Consider the following 24,929-nt stretch of genomic DNA (forward strand, 5'->3'; position numbering starts at 1 on the left):
TACCTAAAGAAAGAACGGTGCGTCGTCATGCGGCGCGCCGTCCCGGAGAATAACGATGAAAACCATATTTAAAAACGGAAAAGTTATCGACGGTACCGGCAGCGACGCGTTTATCGCCGACGTTGTCGTTAACGATGGACGCATCGTCGCCATCGGCCAGGCAACCCCCGGCGTCAACGATCAGGTAATCGACGCCACGGGAAAGATTGTCTGTCCTGGCTTTATTGATACCCACACTCACTCAGACCTTTCGGCTATCGTTAACCCTGCCCTATCTGCCAAAATCCGTCAGGGTATTACTACTGAACTGCTGGGTCAGGACGGCGTCGCTCTCGCGCCGCTGCCGGAGCAGTATATCGCCGCCTGGCGTAAGAACATCGCCGGTCTGGATGGCGATACCGACAAGATCGACTGGAAGTTTAAAAATACTGAAGGCTATCTCAAACTGCTGGAAGAGCACCATCCGGCCACTAACCTCGCCTATTTAGTACCCCACGGCAACGTCCGCATGGAAGCTATGGGTCTGGAAGGCAATCCTTCCACCCGTGAAGACGTGGCGAAAATGTGCGAAATCCTTGAGCGTGAGCTGAAAGCGGGCGCATTTGGCCTCTCTACCGGCCTTATCTATATGCCGTGCGCGTTCGGCGATACTGCTGAAATGATCGAGCTGTGCAAAGTTACGGCTAAGCACAACGGCATTTTCGTCGTCCACCAGCGCAGTGAAGCTGATGACATCATTACTTCAACTCAAGAGCTTATCGACATCGCCAAGGCATCCGGGGTCTGGCTGCACATTTCCCACATGAAGGTGTGCGGCAAGAAAAACTGGGGGCTTATCGACCAGATGCTCGGCATGCTGGAACAGGCGCAAAAAGAGGGCATCCGCATCTCTTACGATCAGTATCCCTACGTGGCGGGCAGCACCATGCTCGGCGTGATCTTGCCTCCTTGGGTTCACTCCGGCGGCACCGACAAGCTGCTTGAGCGTTTGGAGTCTCCTGAACTGCGCGCCAAGATGATTGAAGATATCAAAAACGGTATTCCCGGCTGGGACAACTTCATCGACTTCGCCGGTCTGGACCAGATCTTCGTCACTAGCGCTAAAACGGCTAAAAACCAGGACGCCGTTGGCCTCAACTTGGTTCAACTCGGCGAGCTGCGCGGCAAAGATCCCTACAACGCCACCTTTGACCTGCTGTACGAAGAAGAAAACGCCGTTGGCATGGTCGACTTCTACGGCACCGAAGAACACGTCATCAAGTTCCTCTGCCGCCCGGAGCAGAACGTCTGTACCGACGGCCTGATGGGTGCAGGCAAGCCTCACCCCCGCGTTTTCGGCGCCTTCCCTCGCGTACTGGGCAAGTACGTGCGCGAAGAGAAGTGCCTGAGCTGGGAAGCGGCTATCCGCAAGATGACCGGCAAACCGGCAGAAGTTATGGGGCTTAGCGACCGCGGGCTGCTGAAAGTGGGCTACGCCGCCGACATCGTCATGCTCGACCCAGAAACTGTCGCGGACAAGGGCACCTTTATCGAACCTAACCAGTATCCGGAAGGCATTGAAATTGTCATGGTCAACGGAAGTCTGGCGTTAATACATGGCATAGAAAGCTATGCCTGCAGCGGTAGCGTTATTAGAAAGCAATAAAAACCATAATAAACAATACAAAGGGCTTAACCCTCGCGGATATTTTATATCCGTGACGGGAGCCCCTACCCTAAGGACATCACGATTATGAGTTTACAATCCAACGCGACAGGCGCGGCCAGTGCGGCCAAGCCCAAAACCTGGAAAGCGAGATATACCGTCCTTTCTCTGATTTGGCTTGCCTGGCTACTCTCCTTCCTCGATCGCATGGTTATGAGCGTCTCCCTGCCCTTTATCGGCAAAGACCTGAATCTGGACACTGCTGAGCAGGGTCTTATCATCAGCGCCTTCTTTATCGGCTACGCCGCGTTCCAAATCCCCGGTGGATTTCTGGCCGACAGGTTCGGTGCGCGTAAAATCATGGCTATCGGCATCGCCTGGTGGTCAATATTTACCAGTCTAACTGGCGCAGTACTGACCCTGCCGCTGATGTTAGCAGTTCGCTTCCTGTTTGGTATTGGCGAGGGCTGCTTCCCGTCCGCGTCGTGGAAGATGATCTCCACCTACTTCCCGTCCAAAGAGCGCGGTCGCGCAACGGCTATTCAGTCTACCGTTAACACCTTAGGCCCAGCCCTGGCAGTCGTTGTTGCTGCAGGTATTATCGGCGCCTTTGGCTGGCACATGGTGTTTATCGTTCTTGGCCTGCCCGGCCTGTTCATTGCCGCAGGAATTTACTTCTTTACCCGCGATAACCCGAAAGATCACCCCAGCATCACGCAGGCCGATCTGGACGAACTGGCTGCAGACGGTAATACTGTCAGCACTTCCGAACCGCCTATGCCGTTCAGCCAAGTACTGAAAATGCCAGTACTGTGGCAGATGGCCGCTATCTGGTTCCTGTTTGATATCACCTTCTGGGGCTTCTCTACCTGGCTTCCAAGCTACCTTATCACTGTGCGCGAGTTCTCTCTGGCCAAGACCGGCGTGATGGCGGCCATTCCGTTCCTGTTCGGCGCGGCGGGCACCCTGATCGGCGGCTACTGTTCCGATAAATTCAAGCCTCAGCGCAAGATGCTGTACGTACTGACGGCCGTTATCGCCGCAGGCTTTCTGTACATGACCTTTACCGTTGTCAGTGCCGACATGGCGGTGGTTTACCAGTGTATCTCCGCACTGTTCATGTTCTTCGCCATGGCGACCTTCTGGGGCATCCTGATGGACACCATTCCGAACAAGATCATGGGTCGCGCATCCGGTATCGTTAACTTTGGCGGCCAGATGGCAGGCGTGGTTTCTGCCCCGATTATGGGCTGGCTAATTAAAACCAGCGACGGCAGCTATAACAGCGCCTTCATCTTTATGATTGTCGCGCTGATCGCTTCCGCCGTTGTCACCCTGACCGTCAGCAACGCCCGCGCTAGCGGCACGGCGCAAAAGGCATAAGAGTTAGATAGGTTGGTTTAGCGGCTCCGGCTTTGGCTGGGGCCGCTTTTTTGATAATAGGCGAGATTTAATAACTTCTTTAAGAGGAACAAGTTTAATTGCGGGATCTTCAAGCAGTACCGTATCGGGATCGAAGGCTACGGCCTCACGAATTTTTGTCTCTTCTTTATCCGTAGGAAAAAATGTTTCAGGTTTAAGTTTCGGCATCTTCTCTAATCCCCCTATTTGCTATCAATGAGTGTGTTGAACATTCTATTAGCTGAGAAATCAATTAAATAACCATATCGATTTTATTGAAAATTATTTATTAAAGGGGGAAGTGGTCTTCCCCCTTAGGTGCGTTTCAACCCAAGAGCTACCTCATCGGGTCAATCAGTCGTAATAGCGCTAACAGCAGCTCCATAACAACAATGATGACAGACAGAATGTCCATTTCACCCGCTTCTCCGTACTTGCGGAGCACGACGCCGACGCCTTACCCTTACACTGCCTGTCAGCATCGGAGCTCAATTATCAGGTTGAGATACCGCACTCCAGACCGGGGCACTGCCTGCGGCACCACCCGTCCGACAGCCAGGACTTGTAAACTGGCACAAATCAGAGCACGGCAAACCTGACGCTCGGAATTATAAAAGGCCTCCCAACTCAGCCAATAAGGACATCTGTTTTTTGCGAGGCATTTCCAAATAAAAAACATTAATAACTGTGCGTTATCTACATCCTTGCAATCAAAAATAGAGAGCGCTACACTCACAAAGTCAGGTTGAGATGCCGTGCTCCATATTTAAACAACGGTGTGTTTACTGAGAACAAAAACAAAAAACCTCGCTACCAACGAGGTTTTTTGTTTTTTGCACTTTCTCTTCAAATAGGCTTTCTTTACCTCTACATCCTAAAGCAATATCAAGCCCACTCTTCAGCCAATGTCACTCGATAAAATTCAGCATAGCGTCACCAAACAGGCTGCATCATGTTTATCAACGACAGAGATGAAATACGAGAGCAGTGAGAAGTATTTATCTAAGAAATTGAGAGGAATGTTTTATTAAAGGGGGAACTGGCATTCCCCCTTAGGTACGTTTCAACCGGTGAATTACTTCAGCAGGTCAATCAACCGTAATAGAGCCAGTAGCAGCTCCAGCACGGCGACGAGCACAACCAGCTTACGCATCAGTGTGTCCATCCGCTCTCCTTCTAAAAGGAGCGCAACGCCAGCATCTTACCCTTACACTCACAATCGCTAAGTTTGTATTATCACGCTCCAGACCGGGGCGCTGCCTGCGGCACCACCCGTCTAGCAGTCAGGACTTGAAATTGGTCTGGTCTGAAACGTGATAGCCCCAGCGCTCGGCATTATAAAGAGCGGAGGAGTTCGTTTGCAATGGGGGATAAGGCGGGTTAAACTCATATCGCTAAGTTTGTATTATCACGCATCGCCGCTCAGGTCGCTATCCGCAGCCCGAGGGCGAGAAAATAAAGAACCCTGCCTCACCAGCAGGGTTTTTTGTTATCTGCGATCTGCCTTCCACAACCCCTCACCTGCCATTGCCCGACGAATAAATTCCTCTCTTTTTTCGTCACTCTATCATCGTCATAAATGACGACGATTGCGCCAATAGCCCTTATCCTTCGTCATTCAATATTAAATTAATATAAATATCAGATAATTACCAACCTCATTCCTTTGGCACGATTCCTGCTACCTCTCCATTAACCGTTTAGAGGTACAGCCTTAGACACCGTCGGACGAGGGTCTAAACACCGGAGGGATGGTAATGAACCGCTTTGTCATTGCGGATCCAAAACAGTGCATTGGGTGTAACACCTGCATGGCCGCCTGCAGCGAGGTGCACAAAGTCGAGGGCCTGCAGTCTCACCCGCGATTAACCGTTATGCGAGACGCAGGCGCTACCGCGCCAATTCTGTGTCGACACTGTGAAGATGCGCCCTGTGCGCAGGTTTGCCCCGTGCAGGCCATTACGCATGCCGATAACGCTATCGAGCTAAACGAAAGCCTGTGCATCGGCTGCAAGCTGTGCGCTATTGCCTGCCCGTTTGGCGCCATTACGCCGCACGGCAGCAGTCCACTCTCCATGCCAACCTCCTATGAGCGCTTTTCTCAGGCCGATGCCCACGCTCGCGAGGCCAGAACTGCGCCGCTAAACAGCAGGCTAAATCCCATGCTGGCCTGGAAACCGGGCATGCGCGTCGTGGCGGTCAAATGCGATCTGTGCAGCTTTCTGCCAACCGGTCCTGAATGCGTTCGCGTCTGCCCAACCAAAACGCTGTTTATCATCGACAGCGACAGTCTGGAACGCGCCAGCGCGGCCAAGAGGGCCGAGGCGATGGACGTTTTCCATCCGGGAAGCTTCGACAATGAAGCCTCCGCAAGCCGTGAGGAGAGAAGATAATGACCGATCCGCTTTCATGGCTCCTCCTGTCCCTTGCTGCTTATTTAGTCGGGGCGGTACTTCCGCTGCTGATTGGCCGCTGCGAACGCATAACGCTTCGGCTCTCCGGCCTGCTTTGCGCCCTTGGCGGCGTACTCGGGCTGGTGTCAGCCGTTTCCGCACTTTGCAGCGGTGACGTCTATCTATTGGCGCTTGACGGGCCGTTCTCCTTTGCGCGATTTACCGTCCGTCTGGATGGGCTGGCGGCCTTTATGGTGCTGGCCATTTCACTACTAGTCGTGGTGACGTCTATCTACTCCCTGTCCTACGTTGAGGAGTACATCGGCAAGGGCGCGAAATACATGGGCTTCTTCATGAACCTGTTCGTCGCCTCCATGGTCGCGCTGGTGGTGATGGACAACGCCTTCTACTTTCTGGTGTTCTTCGAAATGATGTCGCTGGCCTCTTACTTCCTGGTGATCACCGAACAGGATGAAGAAGCCGTCAGCGCCGGGCTGCTGTACTTCCTGATTGCTCACGCCGGGTCGGTGCTCATCATGATCGCCTTCTTTCTTCTCTATACCGAAAGCGGCAGTATGGACTTTGCGTCTTTCCGCCAGACGTCGCTTTCTACGCCGCTGGCGTCCGCCGTGTTCCTGCTGGCGTTTTTCGGCTTTGGCGCCAAAGCGGGAATGATCCCCCTGCACGGCTGGCTGCCCCGCGCTCACCCCGCAGCGCCGTCTCACGCGTCGGCGCTAATGTCCGGCGTGATGGTGAAAATCGGTATTTTCGGCATTATCAAAGTCGGTATCGACATTCTCGGCGCCACTCAGACCTGGTGGGGCGTTGTGGTACTGGCGTTCGGTTCGGTTTCAGCAGTGCTGGGCGTGACCTACGCGCTGGCGGAGCACGATATCAAAAAGCTGTTGGCCTACCACACGGTGGAAAACGTCGGCATCATCCTGATGGGCGTAGGCGTAGGCATGATCGGCATCGCCACCCACCATCCGGTGCTGGCAGTGATTGGCCTGCTCGGCGGTCTCTATCACCTGCTTAACCACGCGGTGTTCAAAGGGCTGCTGTTCCTCGGCGCGGGCGCGGTGATGTATCGGCTACACACCAAAGACATGGAGCGCATGGGTGGGCTCGCCAAGCTGATGCCCTACACCGCGCTGGCGTTTTTAATCGGCACCATGTCCATCTCTGCCCTGCCGCCGCTCAACGGCTTTGTCAGCGAGTGGTTTACCTATCAGGCGCTGTTTACCCTCAGTCACGACGGCTCGCTGATTATGCGCATCGCCGGCCCTATCGCCATTGTGATGCTGGCGATTACCGGCGCGCTGGCCGCGCTGTGCTTTGTTAAGGTCTACGGCATCAGCTTCGCCGGAGCGCCGCGCAGTGAGAAAGCCGCCCAAGCGACGGAGGTTCCCTGGCCGATGGTCATCGCGATGGGGCTACTGGCGCTGGCCTGTCTGGTACTGGGCGTTGGCGCTCCGCTGATTTCTCCGGTTATTGCCAACGTGGCCGCCGCGCTCGGCGGGCAGCAGTCGATGGAAGTTGCAGCTGGCGCGCTGGTCTATCCCGGTGAAGGGGCGCAGACCGTGCTCTCCACGCCGCTGGTGGCAATTCTGCTGATTGGCCTGCTGTTCCTACCGCTGTTTATCTACGCGCTGTTTGAGCGCAAGCGCCTTCGTCACCGTCACGGCGGCGATCCCTGGGCCTGTGGCTACGGCTATGAAGAGCAGATGTCGGTTTCTGCCGGTGGCTTTACACAGCCTATTCGCACCATGTTTGCGCCACTCTATCGCCTACGCCAACTTCTCGATCCGTCGCCTGCCATGGCGAAGGGCATGACGTTAACCCTACGTGGCGCAACGAAGGCCGAGCCCTGGTGGGAAGAAAAAGTCATTCTGCCCATCGCCCGCGCCGTCGTCTGGCTGGGGCAGCGCATTCAGTGGCTCCAGCACGGCGATTTCCGAATTTACTGCCTGTACGTAGTCATTGCCCTGACTGCGTTGATGCTGGCCATAGCGCTATAAGGAGACGAACATGACTACTACTCATTCTGCCGTTGACGTTCTCTCCTCGCTGTCGCTGCTGCCGCTGGCTTTTATTCAGGCTTTGGCTCTGCTAGCGCTGGCGCCGCTGCTGTCCGGCATTTCCCGCGTGATTAAGGCCAGAATGCAGTCGCGCCGGGGACCGGGCGTCCTTCAGGAGTATCGGGATCTCGTTAAACTGCTTAAGCGCCAAAACGTGGCGCCGGAGGCCTCTGGCTTTATTTCCCGCCTGATGCCCTTCGTGCTCATCAGCTCAATGCTGGTCGTCGCCATGGCGCTGCCGCTGATTACGCTGGCCTCGCCGTTTGGCGCTGGCGGTGACCTGATTACGGTGATCTACCTGTTTGCCCTTTACCGCTTCTTCTTTGCGCTAGCGGGCTGGACTCCGGCAGCATTTTTGCCGGCATCGGCGCCAGCCGCGAAGTCACGCTGGGCGTGCTGGTTGAGCCGATTCTGGTGCTTTCTCTGCTGGTACTGGCGCTGATCGTCGGTTCAACCAACCTCGGCAGCATCAGCACCTCGTTGGCAACTGACCCGCTTCAGTCGCCGAGCGCGACGCTGTTAGCCGTCGGCGCCTGCGCCTTCGCGGTGTTTATCGAAATGGGAAAAATCCCGTTTGACGTAGCGGAAGCGGAACAGGAGCTTCAGGAAGGCCCGCTGACGGAATACTCCGGCCCCGCGCTGGCGATGGTCAAGCTGGGGCTAGCCCTTAAGCAGGTGGTTATTGCGTCGATGTTCGTCAGCGTGCTGCTGCCCTTTGGCAACAGCGGGACACTCGGCGCAGGCTCACTGATTGCGGCAATCGTGCTGTTTCTCATCAAGCTGCTGGTGGTCTTTGTCGTGGCATCGCTGTTCGAAAACAGCCTGGCGCGCGGCCGCTTCCTGCTGACATCGCGCGGCACCTGGGTCGGCTTCGGCATCGCCGCGCTGGCGTTCGTGTTTTATCTCACCGGTCTGTAAGGAGCTGAATACCGATGATGGAAAATATCGCTCTCGCAACCGTTCTGGTGCCCTTTATCGGCGCGGCCATTGTTGGCTTAGCCCCCGGGAAGCAGGCTAAGCTGCTGTGCGCTATCGTTGCCGCCACTGCCTCGCTACTCTCCCTGACCCTCGCTATCGGCTGGCTTAACGGCGGCAGAATAGACGCCGCCTATCCCCTCGTCAGCATCGGCAGCGTTGAGCTGTTTGGACTGGTGGTGGATCGCATAAGCACGCTGATTACCTTCGCGGTCGTGTTCCTCGGCTTTTTAGTGAGTGTTTACTCTTCTGCCTACTTAACCAATGGTAACAAAGAACACCCTCACGAAGGTCTCCCCCGCTACTACGCGCTGCTGCTGGTGTTTATTGGCGCAATGGCCGGGTTGGTTCTATCTTCCACGCTGGTAGGCCAACTGCTGTTCTTTGAAATCACCGGCGGCTGTTCCTGGGCGCTGATCGGCTACTATCAGAAACCAAAGCCGCTGCGCTCGGCTCTGAAGGCGCTGCTTATCACTCACGTTGCCGCCGTTGGGCTTTATCTGGCCGCTGCCTATCTGTTTGCTGAAACCGGCACTTTCTCGCTAACCGCGTTAGCCACTCTTAACAGTGATGCGAAAACGCTGGTACTGTTTGGCATTCTGTTTGCCGCCTGGGGCAAATCGGCCCAGCTGCCGCTGCACGTCTGGCTGCCGGACGCGATGGAAGCGCCTACTCCAGTGAGCGCCTACTTACACGCCGCGTCGATGGTTAAGGTCGGTGTCTATATTTTCGCCCGCGGCCTGATGTCCGCCGGAGAAATCCCGGAAATCATCGGCATCGTCGGCGTAGTGATGGCTACGATCACCCTGATTTACGGCTTCATTATGTATCTGCCGCAAACCGACCTTAAGCGGCTGCTGGCCTACTCCACCATCACTCAGCTGTCATACATCTTTCTGGCGCTGTCGCTATCCGCCTTTGGCTCCGAGATGGCGTTCGACGGCGGTATTGCCTACATCTTTAACCACGCGTTTGCCAAGAGCCTCTTCTTCCTGGTCGCGGGCGCGCTCAGCTACAGCTGCGGCACCCGTATGCTGCCAAGGCTTCGCGGCATCATGCGCCGTATGCCGCTGCTGGGAGTGGGGTTCTGCGTCGCGGCAATGGCAATCACCGGCATTCCGCCGTTTAACGGATTTTTCAGCAAGTTCCCGCTGTTTGCGGCAGGTTTTGAGCTGTCCAGCGCACACGGCTGGATGCTGCCCGTCATGATCCTGGCGCTGGTGGAATCCGTCGCCAGCTTCGGCTGGTTCCTTTACTGGTTCGGCAAAACTGTACCGGGTGAACCCTCGGAGGAAGTGGCTAACGCCTCGCCGGTTCCCCTTGCCATGCAGGGCGTGCTTCTCGTGTTAATTGTGATGTCCCTGTGCTCAAGCTTCATCGCAGCCTGGTGGCTAGGATAACGGAGTTGATGATGACCGGAACGCTTATAGTAAACAATCTGGCAGGACTGCTGATCGTCAGCTCCCTGCTCGTTATCGGCGCCAAACGTCCGAAAAACGCCGCACTCTTTTACGCCCTACAGTCGCTGATTCTGGTGCTGATCTTTATCGCACTGGCCTACACCATGAAAGCCGAAGAGCTGTTCTGGTGGTCAGGCACCGCCTTTATCACCAAGGTGCTGCTGGTGCCGTGGATAATGTATAAAGCCTTGGGCAAACTACAGGATCCGCGAGCGGACACGCCGGTTATCGGCCTTGGCTGGCTTATCCTTATCGCTGCCGTGATTATCGTGCTGAGCTATCTGGTGGTCGACTCCGTCCATCTACCGGTGGTGGAAGGGCTTAAGCCCGCCCTCAGCGTCTCTCTCAGTCACTTCTTCTTAGGGCTGCTGTGCATCGTCAGCCAGCGCAACATCCTTAAGCAAATCTTCGGCTACTGCCTGATGGAGAACGGCGCGCACCTGACGCTGGCGCTGATGGCCTACAAGGCGCCGGAGCTGGTAGAGGTCGGTATCGCAACCGACGCCATTTTCGCCGTTATTATCATGTCCTTTATGGCGCGCAGAATTTACCACACGCTGAAAACCCTGGACGTTCGGCAACTGACGGCATTGAAGGGGTAACGGAAAATGACCAATACGCTATGGATTTACGCACTGCTCTCAGTGCCGCTGCTGATTTCACTGCTGTGCTTTGCCTGCCGCTGGCTGGGTGAAGCGCGCCGGGCTGTAACTGGGCTGCACACTGCGGGTATTGTACTCACCTGCGCGCTATCGATGCTGGTCATTAATGCCGAAATGGCCTCCGGCGCACTGCTGGCGCTGCACCAGTGGATTTATATAGACAGCCTTGGCGCGCTGTTTATCGGCATTATCGGCGTAATAGGGCTGCTGGCAGGGCTTTACTCTATTGGCTATATGGGACATGAAGTCGAACACGGCGAGGTCAGCGTTACCACGCTGTGCAGCTATTACGGCTTCTTTCACCTGTTTTTGTTCACCATGCTGCTGGCGGTGACGGCCAACAATATCATTATGATGTGGGTCGCCATTGAGGCAACGACCCTGAGTTCGGCCTTTCTGGTGGGGCTTTACGGGCAGCGCTCCTCGCTGGAAGCGGCCTGGAAGTACATCATTATCTGTACCGTTGGCGTGGCGTTTGGGCTGTACGGCACCGTGCTGGTTTACGCCAACGCGGCCAGCGTTCTGGCAGATCCTAGTCAGGCTATCTTCTGGACCGTCCTGCATCAGAACGCCAACCTGCTCGACCCAACGCTGATGCACTTGGCCTTCGCCTTTGTGCTCATAGGCTTCGGCACCAAGTCCGGCCTGTTCCCTATGCACGCCTGGCTGCCGGATGCCCACAGCGAAGCCCCCAGCCCCACCAGCGCCATGCTGTCGGCAGTGCTGCTCAACTGCGCTATGTTAGTGGTTGTTCGTTACTACATCATCGTCAACAAAGCCATCGGCGCCGAATTCCCGCAAATGCTGATGCTGATTTTTGGCCTGCTGTCGGTAGCCGTCGCCGCGCTGTTTATTATCGTTCAGCGCGACATCAAGCGGCTTTTGGCCTACTCCAGCGTGGAAAATATGGGGCTTATCGCCTTGGCCTTCGGCATCGGCGGCCCCTTGGGCACGCTGGCGGCGCTGCTGCATACCGTTAACCACAGCCTGGCGAAAACCCTGCTGTTCTGCTGCTCGGGCAACGTCCTGCTGAAATACGGCACGCGGGACATGGACGCTGTGAAAGGCATTATGCGCGTAGCGCCCGTCACTGCGGTGCTGTTCGCCGGCGGCGCGCTGGCGCTCGGCGGTATGCCGCCGTTTAACGTGTTTGTTAGCGAATTTATGCTGGTCACTGCGGGTATTCAGGCAGGCAAAGTCGCCGTGACCGTTGTTTGCCTGCTGCTGTTAACTATCGTACTGGCCGGGCTGGTAAGAATGGTGGCTTCGACGGTGTTAGGGCCTAGCCCTGAAGCGCTGGCCAAGGGCGAGCTTGGGTCAATGACCCTGCTGCCCATCGCCCTGCTGATGGTTTTAATGCTGGTGATGGGGCTGCATATTCCACAGCCGGTTCTCCAGCTGTTACACAACGCCGCCGCGATCGTCATGGATAACGGCAGCGTACCCGCCAGCGACATGCTGACGCTGCCTTGGCAAAGCGTTCAGACAACCATCGTCCACGGCCAATAAATCAGGAACGACAGGAGAAACAAAACGTGAATACCCTTAGTGAAACCCGTGTCGGTCATGATTATGTTGAAGGCGTAAAGCAAAAGTTCCCAGCCGCGGTGCTGGAAGAGAGCTGGCAGACGCACAATCAGGTTACCCTTACGGTCAAAACCAACTCGCTGCCGGAGATCGTCGAGTGGCTTTACTACGTTCAGGGCGGCTGGCTGTCAGTGCTGTTTGGCAACGACGAGCGTCCTCTCAACGGCCACTATGCCGTTTATTACGTGCTGTCGATGGAAGCCACGGTCAAGAGCTTCGTCACGATTAAAGCGTTTGTCGACGACGCCACGCTGGAATTCCCTTCCGTAACGCCTCGCGTACCGGCCTGCGTCTGGGGTGAGCGCGAAGTGCGCGATATGTACGGCCTGCGCCCGGTAGGGCTGCCCGACGAGCGCCGACTGGTGCTGCCTGACGACTGGCCAGACGATCTCTACCCGCTGCGCAAAGACGCCATGGACTACCGCGAGCGCCCGGATCCGACCACTAATACGGAAACCTATCGCTTCGTCAACGAAGGCGGTGAAAGCCGCGTGGTGCCGATCGGCCCCATGCACATTACCTCCGACGAGCCGGGGCACTTCCGGCTGTTCGTTGACGGGGAAGACATTGTCGACGCCGACTATCGCCTGTTCTACGTTCACCGCGGCATGGAAAAGCTGGCGGAAACCCGCATGGGCTACGATGAAGTGACCTTTCTGGCCGACCGAGTGTGTGGCATCTGCGGCTTTACCCACAGCGTGGCCTACGCCAACTCGGTTGAAAACGCTCTTGGTATTATCGTTCCTGAGCGGGCACAGATGATCCGCACTGTGCTGCTGGAGGTCGAGCGCCTGCACAGCCACCTGCTGAACATCGGCCTTTCTTGCCACTTTGTCGGTTTTGATACCGGCTTTATGCAGTTTTTCCGCGTGCGCGAGAAGGCGATGAAAATGGCGGAAATGCTGACCGGCGCGCGCAAAACCTACGGTTTGAACCTGATCGGCGGCGTGCGCAGAGACATTCTGAAAAGCCAGCGGCTCGAGTCGCTGAAAACCCTGCGGGAAATGCGCGAAGAGGTGACGCGGCTGGTAGAGATCCTGCTGGAAACGCCCAACATGCAGCAGCGTACGGTGAACGTCGGCATTCTGGATCGCAAAGTCGCCAGAGACTACAGCCCGGTAGGTCCACTGGTTCGCGCCAGCGGCTACTTCCGCGACGTGCGTAAACTTCATCCTTTTGCAGGCTATGCCGATGTGCCTTTTGACGTTCACGTTAAGGACGGCTGCGACGTAAATTCCCGCGTAATGATCCGCATTCAGGAGTTTTACGAGTCCATCGCCATTATCGAATACGCGCTGGACAACCTGCCGGATGGCCCGCTGCTAGTAGAGGGATTCCGCTATCAGCCGCATCGCTTCGCGTTAGGCATTACCGAAGCGCCGCGCGGAGAAGACATTCACTGGAGCATGCTGGGCGACAACCAAAAGCTTTACCGCTGGCGCTGTCGCGCGGCGACTTACGCCAACTGGCCGCCGCTGCGCTACATGCTGCGCGGCAACACGGTGTCCGACGCGCCGCTGATTATCGGCAGCCTCGACCCCTGCTATTCGTGCACTGACCGCGTTACCGTGGTCGACGTGCGCAAGCGCAAGGCGCAGACCGTGGCCTACAAAGAGATCGAGCGCTACGGCATTGAGCGCAAGAACTCTCCGCTGAAGTAACGCCGAGGTGAACTATGTTTAAACTGCTGAAAACCATACTGAACGTCGGCGACACTACGGTTAAATATCCGTTTAAGCCCTATGACGTTTGTCAGGACTTCCGCGGCAAGCCGGAGTATAACGCCGAGCAGTGTATCGCCTGCGCAGCCTGCACCATGGCCTGCCCCGCCAACGCCCTGACGATGAATACTGATGCAGCCAGCGGTGAGCGCGTCTGGGCGCTGTTTCTTGGCCGATGCATTTTCTGCGGCCGCTGTGAAGAAGTGTGCCCCACCAGGGCAATACGACTGTCGGAAGAGTTCGAGCTGGCAGTATTCAACAAGCAGGATCTGTTTCAAGAGGCGGTCTTTCAGGTCGCCTCCTGCCGCGTCTGCCACAAGCCGTTCGCACCGCAAAAGTCTATCGATTATGCCATCGCGCTCATGGTTCAGGCCGGTATGACTCAAGAAGAAGCACAAAGCCGACGCATCCAGTTCGAGACCTGCCCTGAATGTAAACGCAAGCAAAGCATGGTGCATACCGACAGAGTCACTCTGGGCCCGCATCTTAATCAGGAGGCGACAAAATGAGCAGTCAACTCACCACAGTGACTAACGGCATTTCCAAACCTATTTCCGTCGAAGAACAGGTCGCCAAGCTTAAACAAACGCTGCTTAAAGACATTCAGCGTTCAGCCTACGTCTATCGGGTCGACTGCGGCGGCTGCAACGGCTGTGAAATCGAAATCTTCGGCACCATTACGCCGGTATTTGACACCGAGCGCTTTGGCATCAAAGTGGTCGCCTCTCCGCGCCACGCCGACATTTTGCTGTTTACCGGCGCGGTCACTCGCGCTATGCGCACTCCGGCGCTGCGCGCCTATGAGTCAGCACCCGACCCGAAAATCTGTATCTCTTACGGCGCCTGCGGCTGCGGTGGGGGTATCTTCCACGATCTTTACTGCGTCTGGGGCGGCAGCGACCAAATCGTGCCGATTGACGTTTACATTCCCGGTTGCCCGCCGACGCCCGCAGCCACCATTTACGGCTTCGCCATGGCGCTGGGGCTGCTGGACCAAAAGCTGAAGCTGCCCAACCACGTTCAGGGCGTGGACGAACGTCCTACACCGCTGTTCCCTACGCTGCCTTCCTCAGTGCGCGTTGAGCTTGAACGCGAAGCGCGCAGAATGGCCGGCTATCGTCAGGGAGGTGACATCGCTAACCAGTTTATGACGCTGCTGACTCAAAACGCTCCACAGCCCGTTGATGAACGCATTGCTGCCTACCTTGAACAGCATGACGATCCGCGCCTGCGGGAGATTGTCGGCCGCCTATACGACATTTGCGCACCGCGCCTGAAAGGAGAGTAGAACGATGTCAACGGATAGCGTGGTGTTCTACACCCTAAACCAAAAGTTTCTCGACAGCGACGACGATATGCCGGAGCAAAGCCAGCAGGTGATGTACTACTCTCTGGCTATCGGCCACCACGTCGGCGTCATTGACTGCCTGAAAACCCTTATGCATATCCCAACTGGGGAATACAGCGCTTGGATAGCCCAACTGCCGGAGGGCGGTGAAGCCCGCAGAAAAATGGAAGGCCTGCTGAAGTTTGGCGAAATCACTATCGACAGCAGCCACGTCCAGCTTTTGGCGAAGGCCTGGTCCGCGATAGGCGAGCGCCTGACTGCACTCCAGTCAGAATGGGCACAGACACTGATGAAGGCGCTACAGGCCATCGACAGTGAACCGGCCATTTACCTGATCGTCAGGAGGCGTGACGCATGACGGCTCTAGCCCCCTCCCGCGTGGTGCTTACCGTAGGCAACGCCATGATGGGTGACGACGGCGCCGGGCCGAAGCTTTATGACATGATGACAAACTCCCCCATTCCCGGCTGGCAGGCCATTGACGGCGGCAGCGCGCCGGAAAACGAGTCTCACAGAGTCAAAGCGCTCAGCCCTGATACGCTGGTGATCGTTGACGCAGCCGATATGGGGCTAGAGCCGGGAGAGGTTCGCCTGATTGATGCAGACATCATTGCTGACATGTTTATTATGACCACCCACAATCTGCCGCTGAACTTCCTGATAGACCAGTTGAAAGAGGAGATCTCGGAGGTCTTCTTTATCGGTATTCAGCCTGACCTGGTGGCATTTGCCTTTCCCATGACGCAGGCCGTTTCTGACGCGGTGGACACCGTTTACCAAAGCCTGCTGAGGTGGCGCGGTGAACCGGAGTTTGAACGGCTTTAGTTTAGGCATATTCACAAATTAACGGCCATCCAATAAACAAATTTACTGAATTTTAACAAATATTGCGGCACGTCAACATGAAGGTACGGCATCTGGTGTATCACTTCATGCAGAGAAGCTGCCCGCTGTATACCAAGAGTGGAAGACAGCGCCATCGACACATTTGACGATGCGCTGTCGACAGACCGCGACTCCACCCCAAAGCTAGAAGTATAAACAATAAAATCAACGAATTATAAAAACAAAAAACTGGCATAAACCCTGCTTACCTCTTTTAGGCCAGCGGTATGAGAGAAATCTCCTAGGGAGCCAGCCGTTAAACACCATCTTTCTCTGACCGCTAACGGTCAGTATGCGAGTAATGGAGATGTATTTATGAACCGGTTCGTTATCGCCGATCCCAAGAACTGCATTGGATGCCGTACCTGTGAAGTCGCCTGCGCCGTTGTCCACAGCGCGGGAAGCGATGTCGCAAACCTGTCGGTTAAAAGCTTTTCTCCCCGTATTCGCGTCATCAGGGGCAGTACCGTCAGCACGGCTATCCTTTGTCGCCACTGTGAAGACGCGCCCTGTGCGGAAGTCTGCCCTAACGGCGCGATTGTCAGGAGTAATAACAGCATTCAGGTGCTTCAGGAAAAGTGCATCGGCTGTAAAACCTGCGCCATTGCCTGCCCTTACGGCGCGATGAGCATTGTTACCAGCCAGGTTAGCGTTCCCAATGAAAGCGCCGTCGTCGGCACTCGCCTGAAGGCTCAGGCGCTGAAGTGCGATTTGTGCGAAGGCGTGGCAGAAAGCCCCACCTGTGTGAAAGTGTGCCCGACCAATGCGCTACGCTTAGTCACTCCCGAATCGCTGGACGCCATCATGCGGCAGAAACAGGAGCGAGCCGCTTTAGTCGATGCTGGAGAAATCCATTTTTAGCCATCCGTTCCTGACTATCCGTGTTTAACCCACCGTGTTTAATTCACCGTGTTTAATTCACAGATAGACCAACGGACTTGAGGAGCAATGTGAGCATGAAAAAAGTTATTACCGTCTGCCCGTACTGCGCGTCGGGCTGTAAAATCAACCTGTTGGTTGAGGGCGGAAAAGTCGTAGGCGCCGAGGGCGCAAACGGGGTTACCAACCAGGGGGAGCTCTGTCTTAAGGGCTACTATGGATGGGACTTCCTTAACGACACCAAGATCCTGACCCCTCGCTTGACCAAGCCGATGATCCGCCGTCAGCGCGGCGGCGATCTGGAAGCCGTTTCGTGGGATGAAGCGATTGAGTTCGCCAGCTCCCGCATGAAAAAGATTATCGAAGAGCACGGCCCTGACGCCGTAATGACGTCCGGTTCATCTCGCGGCCCCGGCAACGAAGTGAACTACATTATGCAGAAGTTTGCCCGTGCCGCGATTGGTACCAACAACGTAGACTGCTGCGCACGCGTCTGACACGGCCCTTCGGTTGCAGGTCTGCACCGCTCGGTCGGCAACGGCGCAATGAGTAACTCCATCCCCGAGATGGAAGATACCAAATGCTTATTTATCTTCGGCTACAACGCCGCGGATTCACACCCTATCGTGGCTCGCCGTATTCTGAAGGCCAAAGAGAAAGGGGCGAAAATCATCGTTTGCGATCCGCGCTATATAGAAACTGCGCGCATTGCTGACCTCTGGCTGCCGCTGAAAAACGGCAGTAACGTGGCGCTGCTCAACGCATTTGCCAACGTGCTGATTAGCGAAGGGCTGTACAACAAAGAGTTCGTCGCCAACCACACAGAAGGCTTTGAGGAGTACTGTAAGGCGGTTGAGAAATACACGCCGGAGTACGTTGAGGAAATTACCGGCCTGTCGGCGAAGCAGATCCGTGAAACGATCCGCATGTACGCCGCAGCGCCTTCTGCCACCATTCTGTGGGGCATGGGCGTAACCCAGTGGGGACAGGGGGTTGATACCGTACGCTGCCTGACCAGCCTGGCGCTGCTGACCGGCAATCTCGGTCGGCCAAACGTCGGGGTCGCTCCGGTGCGGGGCCAGAACAACGTTCAGGGCGCCTGCGACATGGGTGCGCTTATCGATACTCTGCCGGGCTATCAGTACGTTAACGATCCGGCCGCCAGAGAGAAGTTTGCCAAGGCCTGGGGCGTTGAATCCCTCCCGGAGAAAAGGGGCTACCCTCTCAGTGAGGTGCCTCACAATGCTATTTCCGGCAAGGTGAGAGCGTTCTACGTCATGGGGGAAGACCCTATGCAGACAGAACCCGACCTCTCCGTCGTTCGCCAAGGCTTTGAGGCGCTTGAGCTGGTTATCGTTCAGGATATCTTCATGACGCAGACCGCCGCGATGGCGGACGTCATATTCCCGGCAACGTCCTGGGGCGAGCATGAAGGGGTTTACACCAGCGCAGACCGCGGCTTCCAGCGTTTTTATAAGGCCGTTGAGCCGAAAGGCGATGTGAAAACCGACTGGGAAATCATCTGCCTGATGTCGACTGCCCTCGGCTATCCAATGAAGTACAACAACACCAAAGAAATCTGGGACGAGCTGCGTGAACTGTGCCCTATCTACTACGGCGCAACCTACGAGAAGATGGAAGGTCTTGGCTACGTTCAGTGGCCCTGTCCAACCCTTGACCACCCGGGCACTCAGTACCTGTTCGCCGGCAGCAAGTTCAACCGACCTAACGGCAAGGGCGCGCTGTACGCCTGTGACTGGCGTCCACCGATGGAGCTGACAGATGAACAGTACCCGCTAGCGCTGGCGACCGTGCGCGAAGTGGGTCACTACTCCTGTCGCTCCATGACGGGCAACTGCGCTGCGCTGCAAACGCTGGCCGACGAACCGGGCTACGTGCAGATGAACACGCAGGATGCTGCCGAGCTTGGCGTTAAGGATCAGGAGCTGGTCTGGATTTCATCTCGCCGTGGGAAAGTCATCAGCCGCGCGGCGGTCAGCGATCGCACCAACAAAGGCGCGGTGTATATGACCTACCAGTGGTGGATCGGTGCCTGTAACAGGCTAACTCTCGATGAACTGGATCCAATATCCAGAACGCCGGAGTTCAAGCACTGTGCGGTCAACGTTGAGGCTATTTCCGATCAGGACTGGGCGGAAAGCTACGTCCAGAAAGAGTACACGACGCTGAAAAGCCGACTGCGTCAGGCGGCTGAGGTTTAGGTGAGAGCTTAGGCTGTCTAATACAACACAAAGGGGCCTAACGGCCCCTTTGCTTTTCCATGCTTCCACGTTTTGCTTTGCTAGTCGCTTTCCAGAATGTCTTTTACCGAAATGCTCAAGCGCTGCATACGCGACAGCAGCGTCGTTCTTTTCAACCCCAGTTTCTCCGCTGCTCCCTTTGGGCCTGCGACAATACCGTTAGTCTCTTTCAGTATGCGGATAATTTCCTGACGCTCTGCTTCATTATCGTCAACTAAAGGGATCGACTTAGGCTTTAAAGATGACTTTTGCTTGAGCGGTCTTGGCGCGGGCTTAACGCTCATCGGCGCTAAGTGATAGTGCAACTCCTGAGGCTGAAGGTTTAGTACCGGGCCTTTAGTCAAAATAACCGCCCGTTCAATGACGTTTTGCAGCTCCCGCACGTTGCCCGGCCACGGCAGCTTAGATAACAGCGCAATGGTTTCTGCCGGTACGCTCTCAATATGGCGATTCATCCTTTTGGCGATGCTCTTGGTGAAAAACTTTACCAGCGGCGCAATATCCTCAGGGCGATCGCGCAGAGGAGGAATAACGATGGGAAACACGTTCAGGCGATAATAGAGATCGCTACGGTACGCTTTATCAATCACCATTTGATGAAGATTACAGTTCGTTGCGGCAATCAGTCGCACGTCAACGGGAATAACCCGACTGCTGCCCAAGCGTTCAATTTCCCTTTCCTGTAAAACGCGTAGAAGTTTAGGCTGTAGCTCCAGTGGGATATCACCCACCTCATCTAAGAACAGTGTACTGCGATCGGCCTGCTCAAAGCGGCCTATCCGCGGAGCCGTAGCGCCGGTAAACGATCCTTTTTCATGGCCAAACAGATCGCTTTCCAGCAGCCCTGACGGTATCGCCGCACAGTTCACCTTCACCATGGTTCGTGAATTTCTCTGGCTTAGCTTATGAATAGCGCGAGCAATAAGCTCTTTACCGGTTCCTGTCTCACCCAGTATCAGTACCGTACAGTCGCTGTCGGCCACCATAGCAACCTGATCCAGCACCGCCGACATCGCTTCGCTTTGACCGATAATCTCATCGAACGATTCAAAGTTGCGGATCTCTTCGGTTAAGTACTGGTTTTCATGCAGTAAATTATCTTTTAGACGAGAGATTTCTTCATAGGCCAGTGCGTTATCTAACGCTATCGAAATCCTAGCGGCAATGTGGCTAAGCAGTTCAAGGTTGGCATCAGTAAAAACAGCGTCGTCGGTACTTCCTAAGCACAGCACGCCAAGCGTTTTTTCGTTAAAGACTAAAGGCAACAGGCAGAATACGGAAAGCGTGGTTTGAGAGAGGACGGCAATATATTCATCCTGACTGTCCGAACTTTTAAAAGTACTGCTATAAAGCAGACGAACGCGGGTTTGATTAAGTACAGATCTTAAGGTTGGACTCTCCAAAGAGCTGTAGTCATGTCGGTGTAAAACCTTTTCCTTGGACTTAAACTCCGCGCTAAAGCGGCTAATCCTCTCAGTTTGCACATCGGGAAGATCGAGACTAACGTAGCTGATATTGAAGAAGTGGTGGATCTCATCGGAAAGCTCGGCTGCCAGTTCACCTAATTCGCGCTTAGCCAGTACGGTATTGGTCACATCAACCAAAATACGAAAGTTATCCAGCTCCTGTCGAAGAGCACCGTCGCTTCCGGAATAAATCGATTGCTCAAGCTGTAATAGTGCCATAACTCAATCGCCATAAAGTCAGAAACAGATTGCCCGAACAGCGTTGAGATTTATTATCGTTTAATTTTCTTATTGCAGTTCTCTTCGCTGTTAAGAAGGAAAAACACCGAGCGTTGGGCCTGCTGTAGTATCTATTGAGTGTACGATATCACCCTTTATGTTTATATGATTTTTCTATTTTGAATGAATAAAAGTGAACGCAGATCAAATTTAATAAAGGCAGATAAAACAATCAACAACACGTTAGAGACAATTGCTGAAAAAGTAATAAGAAAGGCTAAAAAATATAATAATAAGAAATATGTTCAATGATTTTAAGAACCAAAAATATATAACATATTGAAGAGAATAGTTATCGGTGACTAGAAAACAAATTACCCATCTCTCAACACAAGAAGTTTCACCTTCTTGTCTACGTTCTCATGGGGAAGCCCCACACTAGCCCTCGGCGCTACAGCGTTTTAGCGCAACAGGCGTTGATATAAACCCATAAACCCATAAACACAAAAAGGCCACTCTCTCGAGTGGCCTTTTTGTGACTTCTAAATTAAGAGCCTGGCAGTTCCCTACTCTCGCATGGGGAAGCCCCACACTACCATCGGCGCTACGGCGTTTCACTTCTGAGTTCGGCATGGGGTCAGGTGGGACCACCGCGCTATCGCCGCCAGACAAATTCTTTCTACGTCTAACGTAATTTAAGTGGTGCTGATACCCAGAGTCGAACTGGGGACCTCACCCTTACCAAGGGTGCGCTCTACCAACTGAGCCATATCAGCACTAAATTTCTTACAGTGTCCGTATTTACGTACACTTTAATTAAGAGCCTGGCAGTTCCCTACTCTCGCATGGGGAAGCCCCACACTACCATCGGCGCTACGGCGTTTCACTTCTGAGTTCGGCATGGGGTCAGGTGGGACCACCGCGCTATCGCCGCCAGGCATATTCGTTACGCTCGCCGTTGTACTTATGCTTTACATATTCGCACAACCACGAACTTCAATCCTTCAACAAGCTCAATAATTCTACTGTCTCTCGTCTCAAAACGCCTTCGGCGTTGTAAGGTTAAGCCTCACGGTTCATTAGTACTGGTTAGCTCAATACATCGCTGCACTTACACACCCAGCCTATCTACGTCATGGTCTTTAACGTTCCTTTAGGGGACTCTAAGTCCCAGGGAAGACTCATCTCGGGGCAAGTTTCGCGCTTAGATGCTTTCAGCGCTTATCTTTTCCGCACGTAGCTACCGGGCAATGCAATTGGCATCACAACCCGAACACCAGCGGTGCGTTCACTCCGGTCCTCTCGTACTAGGAGCAACCCCCCTCAATCTTCCAGCGCCCACGGCAGATAGGGACCGAACTGTCTCACGACGTTCTAAACCCAGCTCGCGTACCACTTTAAACGGCGAACAGCCGTACCCTTGGGACCTACTTCAGCCCCAGGATGTGATGAGCCGACATCGAGGTGCCAAACACCGCCGTCGATATGAACTCTTGGGCGGTATCAGCCTGTTATCCCCGGAGTACCTTTTATCCGTTGAGCGATGGCCCTTCCATACAGAACCACCGGATCACTAAGACCTACTTTCGTACCTGCTCGAGCCGTCACTCTCGCAGTCAAGCTGGCTTATGCCTTTGCACTAACCTCCTGATGTCCGACCAGGATTAGCCAACCTTCGTGCTCCTCCGTTACTCTTTGGGAGGAGACCGCCCCAGTCAAACTACCCACCAGACACTGTCCTCACCCCGGATAACGGGGCTAAGTTAGAACATCAAACATTAAAGGGTGGTATTTCAAGGTTGGCTCCATGCAGACTGGCGTCCACACTTCAAAGCCTCCCACCTATCCTACACATCAAGGTTCAATGTTCCGTGTCAAGCTATAGTAAAGGTTCACGGGGTCTTTCCGTCTTGCCGCGGGTACACAGCATCTTCACTGCGAGTTCAATTTCACTGGGTCTCGGGTGGAGACAGCCTGGCCATCATTACGCCATTCGTGCAGGTCGGAACTTACCCGACAAGGAATTTCGCTACCTTAGGACCGTTATAGTTACGGCCGCCGTTTACTGGGGCTTCGATCAAGAGCTTCGCTTACGCTAACCCCATCAATTAACCTTCCAGCACCGGGCAGGCGTCACACCGTATACGTCCACTTTCGTGTTTGCACAGTGCTGTGTTTTTAATAAACAGTTGCAGCCAGCTGGTATCTTCGACTGGCTTCGGCTCCATGGGCAAGCCACTTCACCTATTGCCAGCGTGCCTTCTCCCGAAGTTACGGCACCATTTTGCCTAGTTCCTTCACCCGAGTTCTCCCAAGCGCCTGAGTATTCTCTACCTGACCACCTGTGTCGGTTTGGGGTACGATTTCGTGTTACCTGATGCTTAGAGGCTTTTCCTGGAAGCAGGGCATCAACCACTTCATCTCCGTAGAGACTCGTCATCACGCCTCAGTGTTATACAGCAGACCGGATTTACCAGGACTGCCCACCTACACGCTTAAACCGGGATAACCGTCACCCGGCCGGCCTAGCCTTCTTCGTCCCCCCTTCGCAGTAACACCAAGTACGGGAATATTAACCCGTTTCCCATCGACTACGCCTTTCGGCCTCGCCTTAGGGGTCGACTCACCCTGCCCCGATTAACGTTGGACAGGAACCCTTGGTCTTCCGGCGAGCGGGCTTTTCACCCGCTTTATCGTTACTTATGTCAGCATTCGCACTTCTGATACCTCCAGCAGACCTCACAGTCCACCTTCGCAGGCTTACAGAACGCTCCCCTACCCAACGAACGTATCCCTAAGCCAACTCGACTTTAATGGGCGCATTGACGTCGCTTCGCTCCGTCAATCGTTATCCACATCAGTGAAATTGTCTTGGGTGATACGTTCGCTGCCGCAGCTTCGGTGCATGGTTTAGCCCCGTTACATCTTCCGCGCAGGCCGACTCGACCAGTGAGCTATTACGCTTTCTTTAAATGATGGCTGCTTCTAAGCCAACATCCTGGCTGTCTGTGCCTTCCCACATCGTTTCCCACTTAACCATGACTTTGGGACCTTAGCTGGCGGTCTGGGTTGTTTCCCTCTTCACGACGGACGTTAGCACCCGCCGTGTGTCTCCCGTGATAACATTCTTCGGTATTCGCAGTTTGCATCGAGTTGGTAAGTCGGGATGACCCCCTAGTCGAAACAGTGCTCTACCCCCGAAGATGAGTTCACGAGGCGCTACCTAAATAGCTTTCGGGGAGAACCAGCTATCTCCCGGTTTGATTGGCCTTTCACCCCCAGCCACAAGTCATCCGCTAATTTTTCAACATTAGTCGGTTCGGTCCTCCAGTTAGTGTTACCCAACCTTCAACCTGCCCATGGCTAGATCACCGGGTTTCGGGTCTATACCCTGCAACTAAGACGCCCAGTTAAGACTCGGTTTCCCTGCGGCTCCCCTATTCGGTTAACCTTGCTACAGAATATAAGTCGCTGACCCATTATACAAAAGGTACGCAGTCACCCCCCATAAAGAGAGGCTCCCACTGCTTGTACGTACACGGTTTCAGGTTCTATTTCACTCCCCTCGCCGGGGTTCTTTTCGCCTTTCCCTCACGGTACTGGTTCACTATCGGTCAGCCAGGAGTATTTAGCCTTGGAGGATGGTCCCCCCATATTCAGACAGGATAACACGTGTCCCGCCCTACTCATCGAACTCACACCAACTGCACTTTCATGTACGGGGCTATCACCCTGTGTCGCGCGACTTTCCAGACGCTTCCATTAATGCTGCTGATGATTCAGGTTCTGGGCTCTTCCCCGTTCGCTCGCCGCTACTGGGGGAATCTCGGTTGATTTCTTTTCCTCGGGGTACTGAGATGTTTCAGTTCCCCCGGTTCGCCTCATTAACCTATGGATTCAGTTAATGATAGTGCAACGGATTGCACTGGGTTTCCCCATTCGGGTATCG

The 24,929-nt window shown here is 54.7% G+C and carries 15 protein-coding genes, 1 tRNA gene, 3 rRNA genes and 2 pseudogenes (1 of these 21 cut by a window edge); 15 read left to right on the forward strand and 6 right to left on the reverse strand.

The features are described 5' to 3' along the window. Positions 1-55: 55 nt before the first annotated feature. Together DQM29_RS16155 and DQM29_RS16160 are read left to right on the forward strand one after the other, a co-directional pair. Entirely contained in the window at positions 56-1,645 is a 1,590-nt protein-coding gene (locus DQM29_RS16155) for an N-acyl-D-amino-acid deacylase family protein (protein WP_111741632.1), read from the forward strand. A gap of 87 nt (positions 1,646-1,732) precedes the next feature. Next, the gene (locus DQM29_RS16160) at positions 1,733-3,028 is read left to right on the forward strand and encodes an MFS transporter (protein ID WP_111741633.1); all 1,296 of its coding nucleotides are present in this window, start codon (positions 1,733-1,735) and stop codon (positions 3,026-3,028) included. Positions 3,029-3,031: 3 nt separating this feature from the next. Here DQM29_RS16160 and DQM29_RS16165 read toward each other — a convergent pair whose 3' ends face one another. After that, a complete protein-coding gene (locus DQM29_RS16165; RefSeq protein ID WP_111741634.1) occupies positions 3,032-3,235 on the reverse strand; it encodes a hypothetical protein in 204 nt (67 codons plus the stop codon). A gap of 1,568 nt (positions 3,236-4,803) precedes the next feature. On the opposite strand from DQM29_RS16165, the gene DQM29_RS16175 reads away from it, so the two are divergent. From DQM29_RS16175 to fdhF, 13 genes and pseudogenes are all read left to right on the forward strand, one after another. Next, positions 4,804-5,439, forward strand: coding sequence for a 4Fe-4S dicluster domain-containing protein (locus tag DQM29_RS16175; protein ID WP_111741635.1), 636 nt, complete (start codon positions 4,804-4,806; stop codon positions 5,437-5,439). Then, positions 5,439-7,457 carry a hydrogenase 4 subunit B gene (gene hyfB, locus DQM29_RS16180; RefSeq protein WP_111741636.1) on the forward strand — a complete coding sequence of 673 codons (2,019 nt, stop codon included), beginning with the start codon at positions 5,439-5,441 and terminating at the stop codon, positions 7,455-7,457. The genes DQM29_RS16175 and hyfB overlap by 1 nt, the downstream gene beginning before the upstream one ends. A 10-nt stretch (positions 7,458-7,467) precedes the next feature. Further along, positions 7,468-8,435 (forward strand): annotated as a pseudogene (locus DQM29_RS16185) (respiratory chain complex I subunit 1 family protein). A gap of 17 nt (positions 8,436-8,452) precedes the next feature. Further along, positions 8,453-9,892, forward strand: a complete 1,440-nt coding sequence (locus DQM29_RS16190; RefSeq protein WP_111742132.1) for a hydrogenase 4 subunit D — start codon at positions 8,453-8,455, stop codon at positions 9,890-9,892. Positions 9,893-9,903: 11 nt separating this feature from the next. Continuing rightward, the gene (hyfE, locus tag DQM29_RS16195; protein WP_111741637.1) at positions 9,904-10,554 is read left to right on the forward strand and encodes a hydrogenase 4 membrane subunit; all 651 of its coding nucleotides are present in this window, start codon (positions 9,904-9,906) and stop codon (positions 10,552-10,554) included. Positions 10,555-10,560: 6 nt separating this feature from the next. Next, a complete protein-coding gene (locus DQM29_RS16200) occupies positions 10,561-12,123 on the forward strand; it encodes a hydrogenase 4 subunit F (protein ID WP_111741638.1) in 1,563 nt (520 codons plus the stop codon). Between the two features lie 26 nt (positions 12,124-12,149). Further along, complete coding sequence (locus tag DQM29_RS16205) at positions 12,150-13,862, forward strand: hydrogenase large subunit (RefSeq protein ID WP_111741639.1); 1,713 nt, start codon at positions 12,150-12,152, stop codon at positions 13,860-13,862. 14 nt (positions 13,863-13,876) lie between these two features. After that, the gene (gene hyfH, locus DQM29_RS16210) at positions 13,877-14,431 is read left to right on the forward strand and encodes a hydrogenase 4 subunit H (RefSeq protein ID WP_111741640.1); all 555 of its coding nucleotides are present in this window, start codon (positions 13,877-13,879) and stop codon (positions 14,429-14,431) included. Further along, positions 14,428-15,210, forward strand: a complete 783-nt coding sequence (locus DQM29_RS16215; RefSeq protein WP_111741641.1) for an NADH-quinone oxidoreductase subunit B family protein — start codon at positions 14,428-14,430, stop codon at positions 15,208-15,210. The genes hyfH and DQM29_RS16215 overlap by 4 nt, the downstream gene beginning before the upstream one ends. Positions 15,211-15,214: 4 nt before the next feature. Further along, positions 15,215-15,628 (forward strand): formate hydrogenlyase maturation HycH family protein, encoded by a 414-nt coding sequence (locus DQM29_RS16220; protein WP_111741642.1) that lies wholly within the window; start codon positions 15,215-15,217, stop codon positions 15,626-15,628. Beyond that, positions 15,625-16,095 (forward strand): hydrogenase maturation peptidase HycI, encoded by a 471-nt coding sequence (gene hycI, locus DQM29_RS16225; RefSeq protein WP_111741643.1) that lies wholly within the window; start codon positions 15,625-15,627, stop codon positions 16,093-16,095. The genes DQM29_RS16220 and hycI overlap by 4 nt, the downstream gene beginning before the upstream one ends. A gap of 375 nt (positions 16,096-16,470) precedes the next feature. Next, on the forward strand, positions 16,471-17,016 hold the full coding sequence (locus tag DQM29_RS16230; protein ID WP_111741644.1) for a 4Fe-4S dicluster domain-containing protein: 546 nt from the start codon (positions 16,471-16,473) through the stop codon (positions 17,014-17,016). Between the two features lie 95 nt (positions 17,017-17,111). After that, positions 17,112-19,256, forward strand: coding sequence for a formate dehydrogenase subunit alpha (gene fdhF, locus DQM29_RS16235; RefSeq protein ID WP_111741645.1), 2,145 nt, complete (start codon positions 17,112-17,114; stop codon positions 19,254-19,256). Positions 19,257-19,336: 80 nt separating this feature from the next. Here the strand turns inward: fdhF and DQM29_RS16240 are convergent. The 5 genes and pseudogenes from DQM29_RS16240 to DQM29_RS16260 all read right to left on the reverse strand — a co-directional run. Then, positions 19,337-20,929, reverse strand: a pseudogene (locus DQM29_RS16240) (sigma 54-interacting transcriptional regulator); the annotation flags it as partial. Positions 20,930-21,533: 604 nt separating this feature from the next. Then, positions 21,534-21,649: ribosomal RNA gene (gene rrf / locus DQM29_RS16245) — 5S ribosomal RNA — on the reverse strand. Positions 21,650-21,680: 31 nt separating this feature from the next. Continuing rightward, positions 21,681-21,756 (reverse strand) — tRNA-Thr (locus tag DQM29_RS16250). A gap of 46 nt (positions 21,757-21,802) precedes the next feature. Continuing rightward, positions 21,803-21,918, reverse strand: a 5S ribosomal RNA gene (gene rrf, locus DQM29_RS16255). A gap of 120 nt (positions 21,919-22,038) precedes the next feature. Continuing rightward, positions 22,039-24,929: ribosomal RNA gene (locus tag DQM29_RS16260) — 23S ribosomal RNA — on the reverse strand; it runs 108 nt beyond the window's last position.

The organism is Leminorella richardii (genome assembly GCF_900478135.1).
GTDB lineage: Bacteria > Pseudomonadota > Gammaproteobacteria > Enterobacterales > Enterobacteriaceae > Leminorella > Leminorella richardii.